The 16287-nt window shown below is 71.4% G+C and carries 16 protein-coding genes; 10 read left to right on the plus strand and 6 right to left on the minus strand.

Features of this window, described 5'->3' with window-relative positions:
• Positions 1-112: 112 nt before the first annotated feature.
• The 8 genes from mshD (at position 113) to pstB (ending at position 9671) form a co-directional block, all read left to right on the plus strand.
• Positions 113-1075, plus strand: coding sequence for a mycothiol synthase (gene mshD, locus AB0O19_RS33550; protein WP_363624985.1), 963 nt, complete (start codon positions 113-115; stop codon positions 1073-1075).
• Between the two features lie 321 nt (positions 1076-1396).
• Positions 1397-3574, plus strand: coding sequence for an RNA degradosome polyphosphate kinase (locus AB0O19_RS33555; RefSeq protein WP_363586586.1), 2178 nt, complete (start codon positions 1397-1399; stop codon positions 3572-3574).
• 103 nt (positions 3575-3677) lie between these two features.
• Positions 3678-4766, plus strand: coding sequence for a CHAD domain-containing protein (locus AB0O19_RS33560; protein WP_363624987.1), 1089 nt, complete (start codon positions 3678-3680; stop codon positions 4764-4766).
• An 88-nt stretch (positions 4767-4854) separates the two neighbouring features.
• The gene (locus AB0O19_RS33565) at positions 4855-5277 is read left to right on the plus strand and encodes an NUDIX hydrolase (protein ID WP_363625040.1); all 423 of its coding nucleotides are present in this window, start codon (positions 4855-4857) and stop codon (positions 5275-5277) included.
• 243 nt (positions 5278-5520) lie between these two features.
• Positions 5521-6651, plus strand: a complete 1131-nt coding sequence (pstS, locus tag AB0O19_RS33570) for a phosphate ABC transporter substrate-binding protein PstS (protein ID WP_363586542.1) — start codon at positions 5521-5523, stop codon at positions 6649-6651.
• Positions 6652-6800: 149 nt separating this feature from the next.
• Positions 6801-7778, plus strand: a complete 978-nt coding sequence (gene pstC / locus AB0O19_RS33575) for a phosphate ABC transporter permease subunit PstC (RefSeq protein WP_363586543.1) — start codon at positions 6801-6803, stop codon at positions 7776-7778.
• Positions 7775-8851, plus strand: a complete 1077-nt coding sequence (gene pstA, locus AB0O19_RS33580; RefSeq protein ID WP_363624989.1) for a phosphate ABC transporter permease PstA — start codon at positions 7775-7777, stop codon at positions 8849-8851. Before pstC ends, pstA begins: the two co-directional genes overlap by 4 nt.
• 43 nt (positions 8852-8894) lie before the next feature.
• Positions 8895-9671 (plus strand): phosphate ABC transporter ATP-binding protein PstB, encoded by a 777-nt coding sequence (gene pstB, locus AB0O19_RS33585; RefSeq protein WP_063348284.1) that lies wholly within the window; start codon positions 8895-8897, stop codon positions 9669-9671.
• 157 nt (positions 9672-9828) lie between these two features.
• Here pstB and AB0O19_RS33590 read toward each other — a convergent pair whose 3' ends face one another.
• Entirely contained in the window at positions 9829-10824 is a 996-nt protein-coding gene (locus AB0O19_RS33590; protein ID WP_063348283.1) for an inorganic phosphate transporter, read from the minus strand.
• Between the two features lie 5 nt (positions 10825-10829).
• Complete coding sequence (locus AB0O19_RS33595) at positions 10830-11450, minus strand: DUF47 family protein (protein WP_063348282.1); 621 nt, start codon at positions 11448-11450, stop codon at positions 10830-10832.
• A 403-nt stretch (positions 11451-11853) separates the two neighbouring features.
• Here AB0O19_RS33595 and AB0O19_RS33600 point away from each other — a divergent pair, with 403 nt between their 5' ends.
• Complete coding sequence (locus AB0O19_RS33600; protein ID WP_363586545.1) at positions 11854-12246, plus strand: metal-sensitive transcriptional regulator; 393 nt, start codon at positions 11854-11856, stop codon at positions 12244-12246.
• A 70-nt stretch (positions 12247-12316) separates the two neighbouring features.
• On the opposite strand, the gene AB0O19_RS33605 is transcribed toward AB0O19_RS33600, so the two are convergent.
• Positions 12317-12517: a hypothetical protein gene (locus AB0O19_RS33605; RefSeq protein WP_363586546.1), complete on the minus strand. Its 201-nt coding sequence runs from the start codon at positions 12515-12517 to the stop codon at positions 12317-12319.
• Between the two features lie 196 nt (positions 12518-12713).
• Complete coding sequence (locus tag AB0O19_RS33610) at positions 12714-13613, minus strand: hypothetical protein (RefSeq protein WP_363624991.1); 900 nt, start codon at positions 13611-13613, stop codon at positions 12714-12716.
• A 162-nt stretch (positions 13614-13775) separates the two neighbouring features.
• On the opposite strand from AB0O19_RS33610, the gene AB0O19_RS33615 reads away from it, so the two are divergent.
• Entirely contained in the window at positions 13776-13973 is a 198-nt protein-coding gene (locus AB0O19_RS33615; RefSeq protein WP_363586548.1) for a hypothetical protein, read from the plus strand.
• 14 nt (positions 13974-13987) lie between these two features.
• Here AB0O19_RS33615 and AB0O19_RS33620 read toward each other — a convergent pair whose 3' ends face one another.
• Together AB0O19_RS33620 and AB0O19_RS33625 are read right to left on the minus strand one after the other, a co-directional pair.
• Positions 13988-14701, minus strand: coding sequence for a phosphatase PAP2 family protein (locus AB0O19_RS33620; protein WP_363586549.1), 714 nt, complete (start codon positions 14699-14701; stop codon positions 13988-13990).
• Between the two features lie 185 nt (positions 14702-14886).
• The gene (locus AB0O19_RS33625; protein WP_363624993.1) at positions 14887-16113 is read right to left on the minus strand and encodes a bifunctional lytic transglycosylase/C40 family peptidase; all 1227 of its coding nucleotides are present in this window, start codon (positions 16111-16113) and stop codon (positions 14887-14889) included.
• Positions 16114-16287 lie beyond the last annotated feature (174 nt).

A 16287-nucleotide genomic window follows, 5' to 3' on the forward strand; every position in this document is an offset into this window, starting at 1 on the left:
AGGGGGGACCCTGTGGGAGAGTAGGACGCCGCCGAACAATCATTCACAGAGAACCCCCATCCGGGAAACCGGATGGGGGTTCTCTGCATTTCCGGTGACGTATCGTCGGGGCATGGACGATCAGACAGCGGTCATTGCGAACAGTGTGCTCCGCCCCGAGCAGCGCGACGGCGCCCTGCGCGTTCTGGCGGACGCCCAGGCGGTGGACGGCCGGGCTGCCGTGTCCGAGCAGGGCCGGCTTCGGCTGCGTTCCTCGGACACTCCGCGCCCTGGCGTGAGCCACTTCATCGAGAGCGAGCACGCCGCCGTCGTCGGTTACGGACAGCTCGAAGTCCCGGAGGGCCCTGCCGCCAACCCCGCCGCCGAGCTGGTGGTCGACCCGGCCGCCCGCGGCCGCGGCCTGGCCCGGCCGCTGGTGGACGCGGTGCTGGCACAGGCCCACCGGGCCGGCCGTGACGCGGTGGACTTCTGGGTGCACGGCGGTCACCCGGCGGCCCGGCACCTGGCCGGCCGGTACGGGGCCGAGCTGGTGCGCGAGCTGCGGCAGATGCGCCGCAGCGGGCCGCAGGGCGAGGCCGTCGCCATCCCCGAGGGCGTCGAGCTCCGGACCTTCCGCCCCGGCGAGGACGACGCCGAGTGGCTGCGGTTGAACGCGCTGGCCTTCGCCCACCACCCGGAGCAGGGTTCCTGGACGGAGCGGGACCTGGCCGAGCGGCTGGCCGAGCCCTGGTTCGATCCGGCCGGCTTCTTCCTCGCCACCCGGGGCGGCAAGGTGGTCGGCTTCCACTGGACCAAGGTGCACCCGGCCACCGCCACCGAGCCTGCGCTCGGCGAGGTCTACGTGGTCGGGGTGGACCCGGCGGAGCAGGGCAGCGGTCTCGGCCGTGCCCTGACCGCTGCCGGTCTGCGTCACCTGACCGGTTCGGACGCTGGCGAGCGCGGAGTGGAGACGGTCCTGCTCTACGTCGACGCCGACAATCCGGCCGCGGTGCGGGTATATGAACGACTGGGGTTCACCATCCACGAGGTGGACCTCATGTACCGCGTCCAGTACCGCGAGGACCAGGCGGCCTAGGACCCGGACAGGACCTACGGGACCGGGCAGGACCTAGCGGCTCCGGGCGGTCCGGGGCAAGGGGCCGGACGTCACCGGCCCTTGCCCCGACCGACTCAGCTTTCCTCCTGGCCATGCGGTGTTTACCGTGGATTCAATTGCTGCCGCGAAGATCACAGGATGAAGTCCGTAGTGTCTCGCTCGTGCAGAGTCGACCGCCACGCGCCGGCCGGCCCTGTACGGACCGCGCCCGGCGGGTGGGCGTTGGCCCTGGGCGAGGACGACGGCCCGCAGAGCCATTCGCGTCCGGACGACGTCCTGCTGCTGGAGGAGCTGGAGCCCATGAGCATCCCCCGCCCCGTCTCTGCCTCGCTGTCCCCGCCGGCCAGGATGTCCGGTGCGCTGGGGATACCGCCCGAGCTGCCGGCCGAGGACGAGCAGGAGTTCGACGCACTGCCGCAGGGCCGCTTCCTGGACCGCGAGCGCAGTTGGCTCGCGTTCAACGAGCGCGTCCTGGAGCTGGCCGAGGACCCCGGGATCCCGCTGCTGGAGCGGGCCAAGTTCCTCGCCATCTTCGCGAGCAACCTGGACGAGTTCTTCATGGTCAGGGTGGCCGGGCTGAAGCGCCGGATCGCGACGGGCGTCGCCCAGCGCAGCGCGTCCGGCCTCCAGCCGCGCGAGGTGCTGGACCTGATCTGGACCCGCTCGCGCGAGCTGATGGCGCGGCACGCCGCCGCCTTCCAGCAGGAGGTGCTGCCGGACCTCGCCACCGAGGGCATCGAGGTCGTCCGCTGGCCGGAGCTGGCCGAGAAGGAGCAGGCCCGGCTGCACACCCTGTTCCGGCAGAAGATCTTCCCGGTCCTCACCCCGCTGGCGGTCGACCCGGCGCACCCCTTCCCGTACATATCGGGGCTCTCGCTCAACCTGGCCGTGGTGGTGCGCAATCCGGTCTCGGGGCACAAGCACTTCGCCCGGGTGAAGGTGCCGCAGTCGCTGGCCCGCTTCCTGGAGGCCTCGCCGCAGCGTTACGTCCCGCTGGAGGACGTGATGGGCGCGCACCTGGAGGAGCTGTTCCCGGGCATGGAGGTGCTCGCCCACCACGCCTTCCGGGTGACCCGCAACGAGGACCTGGAGGTGGAGGAGGACGACACCGAGAACATCCTCAAGGCCCTGGAGAAGGAGCTGATGCGGCGGCGCTTCGGCCCGCCGGTGCGGCTGGAGGTCGAGGAGTCGATCGATCCCTACATCCTGGACCTGCTGGTGCGGGAGCTGAACATCACCGAGGCGGAGGTCTTCCCGCTGCCCGGTCCGCTCGACCTGACCGGTCTGTTCGGGATCGCCGAACTGGACCGCCCGGAGCTGAAGTACCCGAAGTTCGTGGCGGGCACCGCCCGCGGGCTGACGGACGTCGAGTCGGCGTCCCAGCCGGACATCTTCGCGGCGATGCGCGAGCGGGACGTCCTGCTGCACCACCCGTACGACAGCTTCTCCACCTCGGTGCAGGCCTTCCTGGAGCAGGCCGCCGCCGACCCGGACGTCCTGGCGATCAAGCAGACGCTGTACCGCACCTCCGGCGACTCGCCGATCGTGGACGCGCTGATAGACGCGGCGGAGTCGGGCAAGCAGGTGCTGGTCCTGGTCGAGATCAAGGCGCGCTTCGACGAGCAGGCCAACATCAAGTGGGCCCGCAAGCTGGAGGAGGCCGGCTGCCACGTCGTCTACGGCCTGGTCGGGCTGAAGACGCACTGCAAGCTGTCGCTGGTGGTCCGGCAGGAGGGCGACACCCTGCGCCGCTACTCGCACGTCGGCACCGGCAACTACCACCCGAAGACCGCCCGGCTGTACGAGGACCTGGGGCTGCTGACCTCGGACCCGCAGGTCGGCGCCGACCTCTCGGACCTCTTCAACCGGCTGTCCGGCTACTCGCGCCGGGAGTCCTACCGCCGCCTGCTGACCGCCCCGCGCGGCCTGCGCGACGGGCTGGTCTCCCGGATCCACAACGAGATCGCCCACCACCGGGCCGGTCGGCCGGCGTACGTGAAGATCAAGGTCAACTCGATCGTCGACGAGGCCGTGATCGACGCGCTGTACCGGGCCTCGCAGGCCGGCGTACCGGTCGACGTCTGGGTGCGCGGGATCTGTGCGATCCGGCCGGGCGTGCCGGGACTGAGCGAGAACGTCCGGGTCCGCAGCATCCTGGGCCGCTTCCTGGAGCACTCCCGGGTCTTCGTGTTCGGCAACAACGGCGATCCGGAGGTCTGGATCGGCAGCGCCGACATGATGCACCGCAACCTGGACCGCCGGATCGAGGCGCTGATGCGGATCACCGACCCGGCCCACCGGGCCGAGCTGTCCGGCCTGATCGACCTCGGGATGTCGGACGAGACCGAGTCCTGGCACCTGGGGCAGGACGGCGCGTGGACCCGCCACTCGCAGGACGCCGAGAGCCGGCCGCTGCGGCACGTCCAGGATCTGCTGATCGACTCGCGCCTGCGCCGCCGGGCCGCGGCCTCGCGCTGACGCGAGCACTGATGCGAGCCGCTGGAACCGCAGGGGACCGGTTCCGGCGGTCGGCCACCAGCCCCGGGGGGACGAACCCGGGGGAACGGGGATCTACCACGCCATGACCGATGCGCCGATGACGGCCCAGGCGGCCGCCACCACGACCGCCGGGGACATCCTCTCCAGCCACCTCACCGCCCAGGCCGGCGCGTTCCTGCGCGCCCTGCCGCTGACGGTGGGCGAGGTCGGCGCCAGACCGGGGACGGCCGCGGTCGTCCCGGCGGCCGGCACCGCCGACCTGCTGCGGGCGGTCCGGCGGATCGGCGGGCTGCTGCACACCTTCGGCTCCGTCTTCGAGCAGGCCTGGGCCCAGGAATCGCGCACCGAGCTGCGCTGGCTGCTCAACCTGCTGGCGCTGGAGCCCGGTTACGTCCGCCGCTCGGCCCGGCTGCTGGGCGCGCTGGACTCGCTGAGCGGCAGCGATCCGGACGGGACGGGCATGCTGGCCGGGCACGTCGGGGCGCCCAAGGCGCGGGCGCTGCTGGACCGGCAGCTGACCCTGGCCCGGACCAGGGCGCACTCCTCGGTGCTCCAGGAGCTCCGGTCGGCCCGGCTGCACGCGCTGGCGGACCGGATGACGCTGCTGGTCGGCGACGCCCCGCTGCTGGAGTCGGCGGGCGGCCGGGCGCCGGCGGTGCTGCTGCCGCAGGCGGCCGCCGCGTTCACGGCGCTGTCGGCGAGCGCCCAGCAGCTGCCGCTGCACCGGGCGGCCACGCCGTACGGCGGCGACGGGCTGCGCCGGCTGGGCGCCGTCCCGGCGGCGCGCGGCGCGGTGGACGCGGACACGGCGCTGGCGGCCGACGACGCGCCGTGGGCACGGACGCGCATCCTGGTGAAGCGGGCCCGGTACGCGCTGGAGGTGTGCGGTCGCGGGTCCGCCGAACTGGACGAGTTGGACGGGGTGTTGGGGCGGCACCAGGAGGCGGCGGACGCCGCGGTCACCGCGGCCACCGCCGCGCGGACCCCGCGGATCACCCCGGCGACCGCCTACGTGCTGGGCGTGGTGCATGCTGATCAGCGACTGGAGGTGGAGGCGGCGCGGTACGCCTTCGGCCGCCGGTGGCCCGACCTCCCGCCCGGCCTGGACGGCTGGCCGGACCTCCCCCCTGCCGAGGGCTGGGGGCATTCCCCCGCACCACGGACGGCCTGAATTGCGCGATCGCCTGAGCACCGGGCCGGCAGCGGACGCACCCGCGACCGGGGTGGGGCACGCCCGGGTGATCCTGGCGGCGGGTGCGGTGCTGTGGCTGCCGGGCCGGCCGAAGAAGAGCGGCCGGCTGGGGCGGCCGCGGATCGCGGTGATCCACCGGCCCAAGTACGACGACTGGAGCCTGCCGAAGGGCAAGCTCGACCCGGGGGAGGGAGTGGTCGCGGCGGCGCTGCGCGAGGTGCGCGAGGAGACCGGGTTCGCCTGCCTGCTCGGTCCGGAGCTGCCGGCCCAGCACTACCTGGCGCAGGGCCGGCCGAAGGAGGTGCGCTACTGGGCGGCGGTGCCGTCGAGCGGGGCGTTCCGGCCGAACCGCGAGGTGGACCGGCTGGAGTGGCTGCCCGCCGGGAAGGCCCGCGCCCGGCTGACGCACGACCGCGACCGGTTGCTGGTCGACGCCCTGCTGGCGATCCTGGGTGCGAAGCCCGTACGGGCGGGCGGTCACCCTCGGTGACGGAACGGTGGAAGTGATCTCGTCGCGCCCTCGCCGTGACGCAACCGTGACTACCTGGCGTAGTTTCCTGTCATCCTTTCGAGGTTCACTCTCCGTTCACTTGTGACCGGCTGTCGTGTCACCTACCCGGCCTAACTTCGGGTTTACCGGAGGGCCGAACGGGCCCCGGACCACAGCAGAACCCGCGCCCGCCGTCCTCGCACGGCCCGCGCGACGGGCAATGCCACAGAAAGGGACACCCCTGTGAAGCTCCAGCGGAACGGCCGCTCCAAGGCCCTCGCCATCGGTGCCATGGCGCTCGTCAGCTCGCTGTCGCTCGCTGCCTGCGGCTCGGACGACAACGGTGCCAAGGCCGCCGGTGGCTCCAGCGGCTCCGCTTCGGCCGCCGCGGTCAACTGTGGCAAGGGCGGGACGCTGCTCGCTGCGGGCTCGACGGCTCAGGCCAACGCGATCGACGTGTGGAAGACCACCTACGGCGCGTCCTGCTCCGGCACCACCGTCAACTACAGCGGTGGCGGTTCCGGCGCCGGTGTGCAGCAGTTCAACCAGGGCAAGGTCGCCTTCGCCGGCACCGACTTCGCGCTCAAGCCCGCCGACGTCGACACCTCCAAGACGGTCTGCACCGGCGGCAAGGCGATCGACCTGCCGCTGGTCGCGGGTCTCGTCTCGCTGGTCTACAACGTCGACAACGTCGACAACCTGGTCCTGGACGGCCCGACCTCCGCCAAGATCTTCGACTCGCAGATCACCAAGTGGAACGACCCCGCGATCGCCGCCCTGAACCCGGGCGTGCAGCTGCCGGACGCCGAGATCCAGACCGTCCACCGCTCGGACGACTCCGGGACCTCGTACAACCTCACCTCCTACTTCGCCAAGACCTCCGGTGGCGCCTGGAGCGCCGCGCCGGACAAGGCGTGGAAGGGCAAGGGCGGCCAGTCCGCCCAGGGCAGCGCCGGCGTCTCCGCGCAGATCAAGCAGGTCAAGAACTCCATCGGCTACGCCGAGCTGTCCTACGCGCAGAGCAACAACCTCAAGAGCGCCAAGATCGCCACCGGTGCGGCCAAGCCCGTCGAGGCGACCGCGGCCAACGCCGCCCTCACCTTCGCCTCCTCCACCGTCGTGGGCACCGACGGCGACCTCGCCCTCTCCCTGGACTACGGGACCAAGGCCGACAACGCCTACCCGATCATCCTGGTGACCTACGAGATCGCCTGCGACAAGGGCAACAAGCCGGAGAACCTCGAGAACCTGAAGTCCTTCCTGACCTACGCCATCAGCGACGCCGCGCAGAAGGCGATCGGCGACAAGGGCTACGTCCCGCTCCCCGCCGCCATCAGCGACAAGGTCAAGGCCGCCGTCTCCTCCCTGGCCTGACCCGACAGGAGCACCGGTGGGACGGCCCCGTGAGCGAGGGGGGCCGGGGTCGTCCCACCGGAACGCACCGACCCAGCACCAACGTCCGGGGCACCGCCGCCATGGTGCCGTCCCCCTTCCGGGGCGGCACCACCAGACCGGAGTAGACAATGACTTCATCCTCCCCTGCCGCCCCGCGAGGCAGGGAACGCCGACCGCGCGACAGCCGCTTCGGCGACAAGATCTTCATGAACCTCGCCCGCGGTTCGGGCATCCTGCTGCTGGTCATCATGGCCGCGATCGCCGGCTTCCTGGCCTGGCGCGCGGGCCTGGCCCTCAGCACCAACGAGGGCAACTTCCTCACCACCTTCGAGTGGACGCCGGACGCCACGAAGCCGGTCTTCGGCATCGCCGTCCTGGCCTTCGGCACCCTCGTCAGCGCCGTCATCGCGATGACGATCGCCGTCCCGGTGGCCATCGGGATCGCGCTGTTCATCTCGCACTACGCGCCGCGGAAGATCGCCCAGCCGTTCGCCTACCTGGTCGACCTGCTCGCCGCCGTCCCCAGCATCGTCTACGGCCTGTGGGGCGCGCTCTTCCTGGTCCCGCACATGGACGGCCTGACCAGCTGGCTCAACCAGTACCTCGGCTGGACGTACCTCTTCGACCAGACCAAGACCGGCACCCCGCGCAACCTGTTCACCGTCGGCATCCTGCTGGCGATCATGGTCCTGCCGATCATCACGGCGGTCTCCCGCGAGGTGTTCCGCCAGGTGCCGCGGATGCAGGAGGAGGCGGCGCTCGCGCTCGGCGCGACCCGCTGGGAGATGATCCGCACCGCGGTGCTGCCGTTCGGCCGCCCCGGCATCATCTCGGCCTCGATGCTCGGCCTCGGGCGCGCGCTCGGCGAGACCATCGCCGTCGCGGTGGTGCTGTCCGCGAGCAACGTGCTCTCGCTGCACATCCTCGACGCGGGCGGCGGCACCTTCGCGCAGAACATCGCGCTGAAGTTCGCCGAGGCCGGCAACAACGGGCGCGACGCCCTGATGGCCTCCGGCCTCGTCCTGTTCGTCATCACCCTGCTGGTGAACGGTGCCGCGCGACTGATCATCGCCCGCCGCAAGGAGTACTCGGGGGCCAACGCATGACCGCGGCAACGACTTCCGTCACGGCCGACGCCCGGCCGCTCAGCCGGTCCCTGACCGCCAACCGGCTGCCCAAGTGGGCCCCGGCCGCCGTCGCGGTCGGCTCGATCGCGGTCGGCTGCGGGATCGGCGCCGCCGCGGGGCTGGAGAGCCACCTGCAGTGGGGCCTGATCTCGGCCCTGCTGTTCCTGCTGGTCAGCTACGGCGTCTCGGCCCAGGTCGAGGGCCGCCGCCAGGCCAAGGACCGGTTCGCCACCTCGGTGGTCTGGGTCGCCTTCATCCTGGCCGTCGTCCCGCTGATCTCCCTGACGGTCTACACGGTCCAGCAGGGCATCGGCGTGGTGAACGGGAACTTCCTGAGCCACTCGATGAAGGGCGTGATCGCCTCCGGCCCCGGCGGCGGCATCTACCACGCGCTGCTCGGCACCATGCAGCAGGTCGCCCTGGCCACCGCGATGGCCGCCCCGGTGGGTCTGCTGACCGCCGTCTACCTGGTCGAGTACGGCCGCGGCACGCTCGCCAAGACCGTCACCTTCTTCGTCGACGTCATGACGGGCATCCCGTCGATCGTCGCCGGTCTGTTCGTCCTCTCGCTCTGGAACATCGCCCTGGGCTTCAGCTACTCGGGCTTCTCGGGCAGCCTCGCACTGGCGATCCTGATGATGCCGGTCGTGGTCCGGTCCACCGAGGAGATGCTCAAGCTCGTCCCGAACGAGCTGCGCGAGGCCTCGTACGCGCTCGGCGTGCCGAAGTGGAAGACCATCCTGCGGATCGTCCTCCCCACCGCGATCGGTGGCATCACCACCGGCGTGATGCTGGCGGTCGCCCGCATCACGGGCGAGACCGCCCCGGTGCTGATGCTGGTCTTCGGCGCCGACGCCATCAACAGCAACCCGTTCGACGGACCGCAGCAGTCCCTGCCGATGTACATCTGGCAGCAGTACTCGGTGGTCAACAACGACTTCGGCTACGCCCGCGCCTGGGGCGCCGCGCTGGTGCTGATCGCCTTCGTGATGGGGCTCAACCTCATCGCCCGGGGCATCGCACGCTGGCGCTCGCCCAAGGGCGGACACTGAGCGACCGACTGACGTACGAAGACAGACGAGAGAAGCAACGATCATGGCCAAGCGCATCGACGTCAGCGGACTGTCCGCCTACTACGGCACCACCAAGGCCATCGAGGACATCTCGATGAGCATCGAACCCCGCTCGGTGACCGCCTTCATCGGCCCCTCCGGCTGCGGCAAGTCCACCTTCCTGCGCACCCTCAACCGGATGCACGAGGTGATCCCCGGCGCCCGGGTCGAGGGCAAGGTCCTCCTGGACGACGAGAACCTCTACGCCTCGAACGTCGACCCGGTCGCCGTCCGCCGCTCGGTCGGGATGGTCTTCCAGCGCCCGAACCCGTTCCCGACCATGTCGATCTACGACAACGTGATCGCCGGCCTCAAGCTCGCGGGCGTGCGCAAGAAGTCCGTCCTGGACGAGGTGGTCGAGCGCTCGCTGAAGGGCGCCAACCTCTGGAACGAGGTCCACACCCGGCTGAACAAGCCGGGGGCCGGCCTCTCCGGCGGCCAGCAGCAGCGGCTGTGCATCGCCCGTGCCATCGCGGTCGAGCCGCAGGTCCTGCTGATGGACGAGCCCTGCTCCGCGCTCGACCCGATCTCCACCCTCGCGATCGAGGACCTGATCGGTGAGCTGAAGTCGCAGTTCACCATCGTCATCGTGACCCACAACATGCAGCAGGCGGCCCGCGTCAGCGACCGCACCGCCTTCTTCAACCTGGCCGGCGTCGGCCAGCCGGGCAAGCTGGTCGAGCTGGACGACACCCAGCGGATCTTCTCCAACCCGTCGGTCCAGGCGACCGAGGACTACATCTCCGGCCGCTTCGGCTAGGCCGTACCCCCGCCACGAGCCGACGGACCGCGGTGTCCGGAGGCGAACGGCGAGCAAACAGGCTGCTCCGCGGTGCTGCATGGCGGTGCCGCCGTGGAGCATGAAGAAGGGCCCGCCCCCGAGATGTGGGGGCGGGCCCTGTCACGTGCGGGGCCGGTCAGCCCCAGAACAGGTGGGCGAACCAGTACACCAGCGCTGCGACGATGGCGGCCGCCGGCATCGTGATGAACCAGCCGAGCACGATGTTCTTGGCGACGCCCCAGCGCACCGCGCGGATCCGCTTGGTGGCCCCCGCGCCCATGATCGCCGCGGTGATCACGTGGGTGGTGGAGATCGGCGCCTTGAAGACGAACGAGGTGACGTACATGACCGTCGCGGCGGTGGCCTCGGCGGCGAAGCCCTGCGGCGGGTCCAGCTCGATGATCTTGCGGCCGAGCGTCCGCATGATCCGCCAGCCGCCCGCGTAGGTGCCCAGCGAGAGCATCGTGGCGCAGGAGATCTTCACCCACACCGGGATGCCCTCGCCGGAGTGGTGGCCGGAGATGGTGAGCGCCATCACCACGATGCCCATGGTCTTCTGCGCGTCCTGCAGACCGTGCGCCAGCGCCATCGCGGCGGCCGAGGCGGTCTGGGCGACCCGGAAGTTGCGCTTGGCCTTGTGCGGGTTGGCCCGGCGGAAGATCCACAGGATCGCCAGCATCACCAGGAAGCCGCCGACCAGGCCGACCACCGGCGAGACGATCATCGGGATGACGATCTTGTCGAGGACGCCGCCCCAGATCACGTCGATGCCGCCGGCCATGGCCGCGCCCACCATGCCGCCGAACAGCGCGTGCGAGGAGGAGGACGGCAGGCCGAAGTACCAGGTGACCAGGTTCCAGGCGATCGCCCCGACCAGCGCGGCGAACAGGATCACCATGCCCCGGTCGCCGGTGGGGGTCTCGATGATCCCCTGGGAGACGGTGTGCGCCACGCCGCTGCCGAGGAAGGCGCCGGCCAGGTTCATCACCGCGGCCATCGCCAGCGCGGCCCTGGGGGTCAGCGCCCGGGTGGAGACCGAGGTGGCGATCGCGTTCGCGGAGTCGTGGAAGCCGTTGGTGTAGGTGAAGAAGAACGCAACGCCGACGACGGCGATGAGTGCTGCCATGTCCACGAGGGTCAGGACTCCTTGACGGCGATGGTCTCCACCGTGTTGGCGACGTGCTCGAACGCGTCCGCCGCCTCCTCAAGAACGTCCACGACCTGCTTGAGCTTGAGCACCTCGATGGCGTCGTACTGGCCGGAGAACAGGTGGGCGAGCAGCTTGCGGTGGATCTGGTCGGCCTGGTTCTCCAGCCGGTTGACCTCGATCCAGTACTCGGTGAGGTTCGACATGCTGCGCAGGTTCGGCATCGCCTCGGCGGTGAGCTCGGCGGCCCGGGCCAGCACCTCGATCTGCTGCTCGATCCCCTTCGGCAGCGTCTGGATGTCGTAGAGGACGACCAGGTCGACGGCCTCCTCCATGAAGTCCATGATGTCGTCCAGCGACGAGGCGAGGTTGTAGATGTCCTCGCGGTCGAAGGGCGTGATGAAGGACGAGTTCAGCTGGTGGAACACGGCATGGGTGGTGTCGTCCCCGGCGTGCTCGGCGGCGCGCATGCGCTCGACGATCTCCGCGCGGGCCGACACGTCTGATCCCAGCAGTTCCAGCAGGAGCTTCGAACCGACGACGAGGTTCTCCGCGGCGGCAGAGAACATGTCGTAGAAGCTCGTCTCCTTCGGGGTCAGGCTAAAACGCACGGAAATCTCCGATGTGCGGGGTAGGGACTGAACGATGCTAGGTGCAACCAAGCGCAATCGCGCAAACGGGGTGGTGATGGTGGAGGCGGAACCTCCTCTTCCGTTCGGCTGCCGCACCAGCTGATCCGGACCGCACACCCAGGTGCGGACGTGAGCCCCCAGTCTGACGGAACCTCGCCCGGATTGTCCCCGTGGTACGTACGGAAGACGGGGGCGCCGCTCAGACGGGTGAACCGCGCGGCGGCCCGCCCGCAGCCCGTTCGCAGCCCGTTCGCAGCCCGTCCGCAGCCCGTCCGGAACCCTTCGGCACATGCCTCGTCGGCCGTCGGAACACCACGGACGGCCCCGGTGTTGGACACTGGTGGCCGACGCAGCCACCAGGCATCCAGACGAAGGCGGGCCGATGACCACGACGCAAGCGCGCACCGAGCCGGACCACGGGCACGGCACCGACGCGCAGGCCGACGCACCCGCCGCCCCCGCGGCCGCCGCAGGACATCAGGGCGGGCACGGTCCGCACGGCTACAGCGCGCAGAAGGACGCCCACCTCAAGCGGCTGCGCCGGATCGAGGGCCAGATCCGGGGCCTCCAGCGCATGGTCGACGAGGACGTCTACTGCATCGACGTGCTCACCCAGGTCTCGGCCGGCACCAAGGCGCTGCAGTCCTTCGCGCTGTCCCTGCTGGAGGAGCACCTGCGGCACTGCGTCGCGGCCGCCGCCGAGGAGGGCGGTGCCGAACTCGACGCCAAGGTCGCGGAGGCCACGGCCGCGATCGGCCGGCTGCTGCGCAGCTGAGGCCGGGCCGGGCGAGCGGGTCCGGGCCGCGCACGCCCCCGGTCGCCGGCACCCCCGAGCCGCGAACGCCCTACCCGTCGGCCTGCCGCCAGGCCTCGCCGTCGGTCCGCCCCGGCTCGGTCCGGTCGAGCAGCACCTCGTCGATCCGCTCGGTCGGCAGCCGGTCGCCGGTGCTGGCCGTCGCGGCGATCATCAGCTCGCCGGCCAGATCGATCTCGTCGAGGGCCGCGTCGTCGTGGCCGCCGCTGCGGCCGCCCGTGGACGACACCACCTGCACCACCCCTTCAGTGCCTCGCCAGCGCGGGCGGCAGCCACCCGACGTCCAGCCTAGGCACTTCGGAGCCCGTCCACATGGCACGGACGGGCCATCTCGACGCCGCCGAAACGGGTGACCGCCGCTCCCCGGGCGGCCACCCGCTCCGGCGGCGCCCCGGTTCGCCCCGGCGCCGGAGCCCTGCCCCGGCGGCCTACTTCGGACTTTCCGAGGGCTTCATCGCGTAGATGTCCGAGGCCGGCGGCTCGGCCGCCTCCACCGGCTTGCCGAAGTCCGTCACCGAGGTGGTCGACGTCACCTTCACCTGGTCCTTGGCCTCCTTCGAACCGGCCACCCCGGCGAAGGTGAACACCTCGACCACCTTGTGCAGCCGGCCCTGGTCGTCCAGCCAGGCGTCGTACGGGACCTCCTTCACGGTGAAGGTCTGGGCCCCCATCCGCAGGCCGTCCCCGCCGCGGCCGCCGGTCGCGTCGGCCGCCTTGGCCAGGTCCAGGGTGCCGCGGTAGTGGTGCAGCGCCACTCCGTCGACGGTCTCGGTGCCGACCGCGTCCGCCTTCTGCGCCCCGCGCAGGGCGCCCGCCGCCGAGGCCGGGTCGGTGGCGCCGCTGCTGACCAGGTTGCCGTCCGGCAGCTGGCGCACGTCCAGCTTGACCCACTTGCCCTCGGGCACCTTGGCGCCGCTGTTCTGCAGGTAGACGGTGCCCGGCAGGACCACCTCGACGATCTTCCCGGTGGTCGCCGCGCCCGGCGGCACCTGGACCTCCAGCCGGCCGATCCGCTTCACGTAGTCGTAGCCGCCCGTCCCGGTGAAGACGGCCTTCTTCTCGGACGACTCGGTGACCAGCTCGGTGGCGGTGTGCGCGGAGCCGGTGCGGCCGGTGATGTCGGCGGTGTTGCGCACCGCCGTCAGCGGGTCCGCGGCGAGCTGGTCGGGGGCACCCGACTGCTGGTCGGAGGAGCCGCCACCGGAGCCGGCCGCGCAGCCGGCGGACAGGCCGGCCAGGGCGGCGGCGAGCAGGGCGGCCCCGGCCGCCGAACGCAGATGCGGCCGCGGACGGCGCCCCGGCCGTCCGCCACGCTGCTGGTCGGTCATCTTCATCCTCGCGACAACCCCCTCGGGCCCGACTGCCCTGCCGACACCACCAGGTGAACAGAGCTCTTTCCGGGCAAACGAGTTGAGCCGCGAAGGGTTACGCGGAAGAGGTCTTGTGGACGGCATCGCGCGCCCGGCGCCCGGCGCGTTACGGTGAACCACGTGCACAGTGAGCTGCCGGCCTCCCCCGGCACCGCCCGGATGCCCGAACACCGCGTCGCGGTCAGCGAGCGCGGTTCCTTCGCCTTCGCGACCTGCAGCTGCGGCTGGTTCTCACCGGCCCGCCGCTCGCGCGACCTGGTCCGGCGCGAGGGGGACGACCACCTCGCCCTCGCGGAGAGCGGCGGCGGACCGGGGTAGCCGGGCCGGGCGGCTCACGCCGCCAGATCGGACTCCGGCGGCTGCTCCTCGGAGCGCACCGCCCCGCGCTCGCGCCCGCGCCGCCGGCCGCGCGGGCCGCCGCCGGCGCGCTCCGGCGCCCGGATCAGCGGGGCGAGGGCGGTCCGGCCCAGCGCGTGGCAGAGCGGGACGAGCACCGCCATCGCGATCGGCGCCAGCAGCAGCACCACCGCGGCGGCGAGCGCGAAGCCGCCGATCACGTCGGTCGGGTAGTGCACGCCCATGAACATCCGGCAGAAGCCCTGCAACAGGGCCAGGCCCCCGGCGATCCAGCCGAGCCGCCGGTTCACCAGGAACAGCGCCACCGCCACGCCCATCGTCATGGTCGAGTGGTCGCTGACGAAGGAGTGGGTGCCGGCCTTGCCGTCCACCAGCACCAGCAGCCCGCTGTGGTCGACGAACGGGCGCGGACGGTTCACGATCGCGGCGATCGGCAGGTTGGCCAGCTCGGCGATGGCGACGGAGAGCGGCACCCAGAGCAGCCCGGCGACGGCCACCGGCGCGTCCGGGCGGCGTCTCGCCTGCAGCCAGGCCACCAGGCCCAGCATCGCCAGGCCGATCAGGATGCCGTACTCACCGATCCACGAGACCAGGTGGTCCAGCCACTGCGGGGAGCGCTTGGCCAGTCCGTTGACGGCGTAGAGCAGGCCGAGGTCGGGGTTGGTCGTGTCGGCAAGCGGCGTCGACACGCCGCACCTCCTTCTGGTCCGCTGCAGCTGTTCGATCCGGTCGGGGCCCTTCCCGGCGCGGGAAGCTGACGGTGGGCCATCGGGACCAACGTCATCGCCGGGGCACAGCGTTCCACGGAAACGCGCGGTTATGGAAACTTGACTCAGCGTCCACAGGGCACTCACACCTCGGGGCCACGGGCGGCTCAGTTCTTCGACGCCGGCCGCCCCGCCCCGGCGGGGTCCGGGCCGGTCGGGGCGGGCGGCGCGGCGGCCGCGGGCGGTCCGGCGGCGGGCCGGGTGGCGGCGCCGCCGGGGCTCGCCAGGGCTGCCGGGGCCACCGGGGCCGAAGGGGTGGTCGCTGCGGTCGGGCCGGTCGGGCCGGTCGGCGTCGTCGAGCCCGGGCGGCTCGGGGCGCTCACGGAGCCGTCCGCGTTGCGGGCCGGCAGCGCCTGGGCGCCGTCCGAGGTGACCCGGGTCGCGCCGATGTACTCCCTGGTGTCGATCTTGTCGTAGCGGATCACCGCGCCGGTGTGCGGCGCGTTGATCATGTAACCGCCGCCGACGTAGATCCCGACGTGGTGGATGCTCCGCGGATCGTTCAGGTCCGTCGCCCAGAACACCAGGTCGCCCGGCCGCAGCTGATCGCGCGACGGGTGCGGACCGGCGTACCACTGGTCGTTCGCCACCCGGGGCAGCGTGATGCCCACGCTGGCGTACGCCGCCTGGGTCAGGCCCGAGCAGTCGAACCGCCCGTTCTGCGAGGGCAGCCCCTCCCCGCCCCACAGGTACGGCGTCCCGAGCTTGCTCTGCGCGAAGTAGATCGCCCCGGCCGACTGCCCGGACACCTCCACCGGCGCCGTGGGCACCGAGAAGCTGCGGGCCATCGCCTGAATGTTCCTCACATAGCCCTGGGTCTCCTTGTACGGCGGCACCCCGTTGTACTTGGTCACCGCGTACGGGCCGGCGTTGTAGGCGGCCAGCAGGTTGGCCTGCCGGTCGCCCGGGACCTTGGCGACGTCCTTCGCGAGCGCGCAGTCGAAGGTGGCCGCCGAGGCGATCGCGTCCAGCGGGTCCCAGACGTCCTTCTTGCCGTCCCCATTGGCGTCCGTGCCGTACGCCGCCCAGGTATCGGGCATGAACTGCGCCATTCCCTGTGCCCCGACGCCCGATTGGGCCTTCGGATCGAAACCGCTTTCCTGGTAGAGCTGTGCCGCGAGCATCGGCGGCGAGATCTCCGGGCAGAGCGCACCCCACTGCTGGATCGGCGCCTGGAACGCCGCCGGGACCGTCCCCGGCGAGAGTGCGGCGCGATTCGCCGACTGCTGCGGCGTCCCACTCGCCGCGAACGTCCCCACCGTCACCAAACCGAGCAACCCGAACGTCACAACTCCCGCAGCGGCGGCGGCCGTACCGGCCTTCCGGAGTACCATCAGCACCATCCCGACGAATCGTCAGTCGAAGTGTTCCGGAAGGCGTTGCTCACCGCAATCATCAGAGATACAAAGAGTGAGCGCTATCCTTCGTACGGTGGACATCCTCGCGTACGTGCCCGGTGCCTCACGACCAATCCGCGAGAAGTAGCCAAGTCGACATCAGATCTGGCC

This window comes from Kitasatospora sp. NPDC091276, assembly GCF_040684355.1.
GTDB lineage: Bacteria > Actinomycetota > Actinomycetes > Streptomycetales > Streptomycetaceae > Kitasatospora.

Excerpts from the sequence above, each read along its gene's own strand:
- mshD (WP_363624985.1), top strand. The coding sequence starts at position 113 with ATGGACGATCAGACAGCGGTCATTGCGAACAGTGTGCTCCGCCCCGAG.
- AB0O19_RS33555 (WP_363586586.1), top strand. The coding sequence starts at position 1,397 with ATGAGCATCCCCCGCCCCGTCTCTGCCTCGCTGTCCCCGCCGGCCAGG.
- AB0O19_RS33560 (WP_363624987.1), top strand. The coding sequence starts at position 3,678 with ATGACCGATGCGCCGATGACGGCCCAGGCGGCCGCCACCACGACCGCC.
- pstC (WP_363586543.1), top strand. The coding sequence starts at position 6,801 with ATGACTTCATCCTCCCCTGCCGCCCCGCGAGGCAGGGAACGCCGACCG.
- pstA (WP_363624989.1), top strand. The coding sequence starts at position 7,775 with ATGACCGCGGCAACGACTTCCGTCACGGCCGACGCCCGGCCGCTCAGC.
- pstB (WP_063348284.1), top strand. The coding sequence starts at position 8,895 with ATGGCCAAGCGCATCGACGTCAGCGGACTGTCCGCCTACTACGGCACC.
- AB0O19_RS33600 (WP_363586545.1), top strand. The coding sequence starts at position 11,854 with ATGACCACGACGCAAGCGCGCACCGAGCCGGACCACGGGCACGGCACC.
- AB0O19_RS33610 (WP_363624991.1), bottom strand. The coding sequence starts at position 13,613 with ATGACCGACCAGCAGCGTGGCGGACGGCCGGGGCGCCGTCCGCGGCCG.
- AB0O19_RS33625 (WP_363624993.1), bottom strand. The coding sequence starts at position 16,113 with ATGGTACTCCGGAAGGCCGGTACGGCCGCCGCCGCTGCGGGAGTTGTG.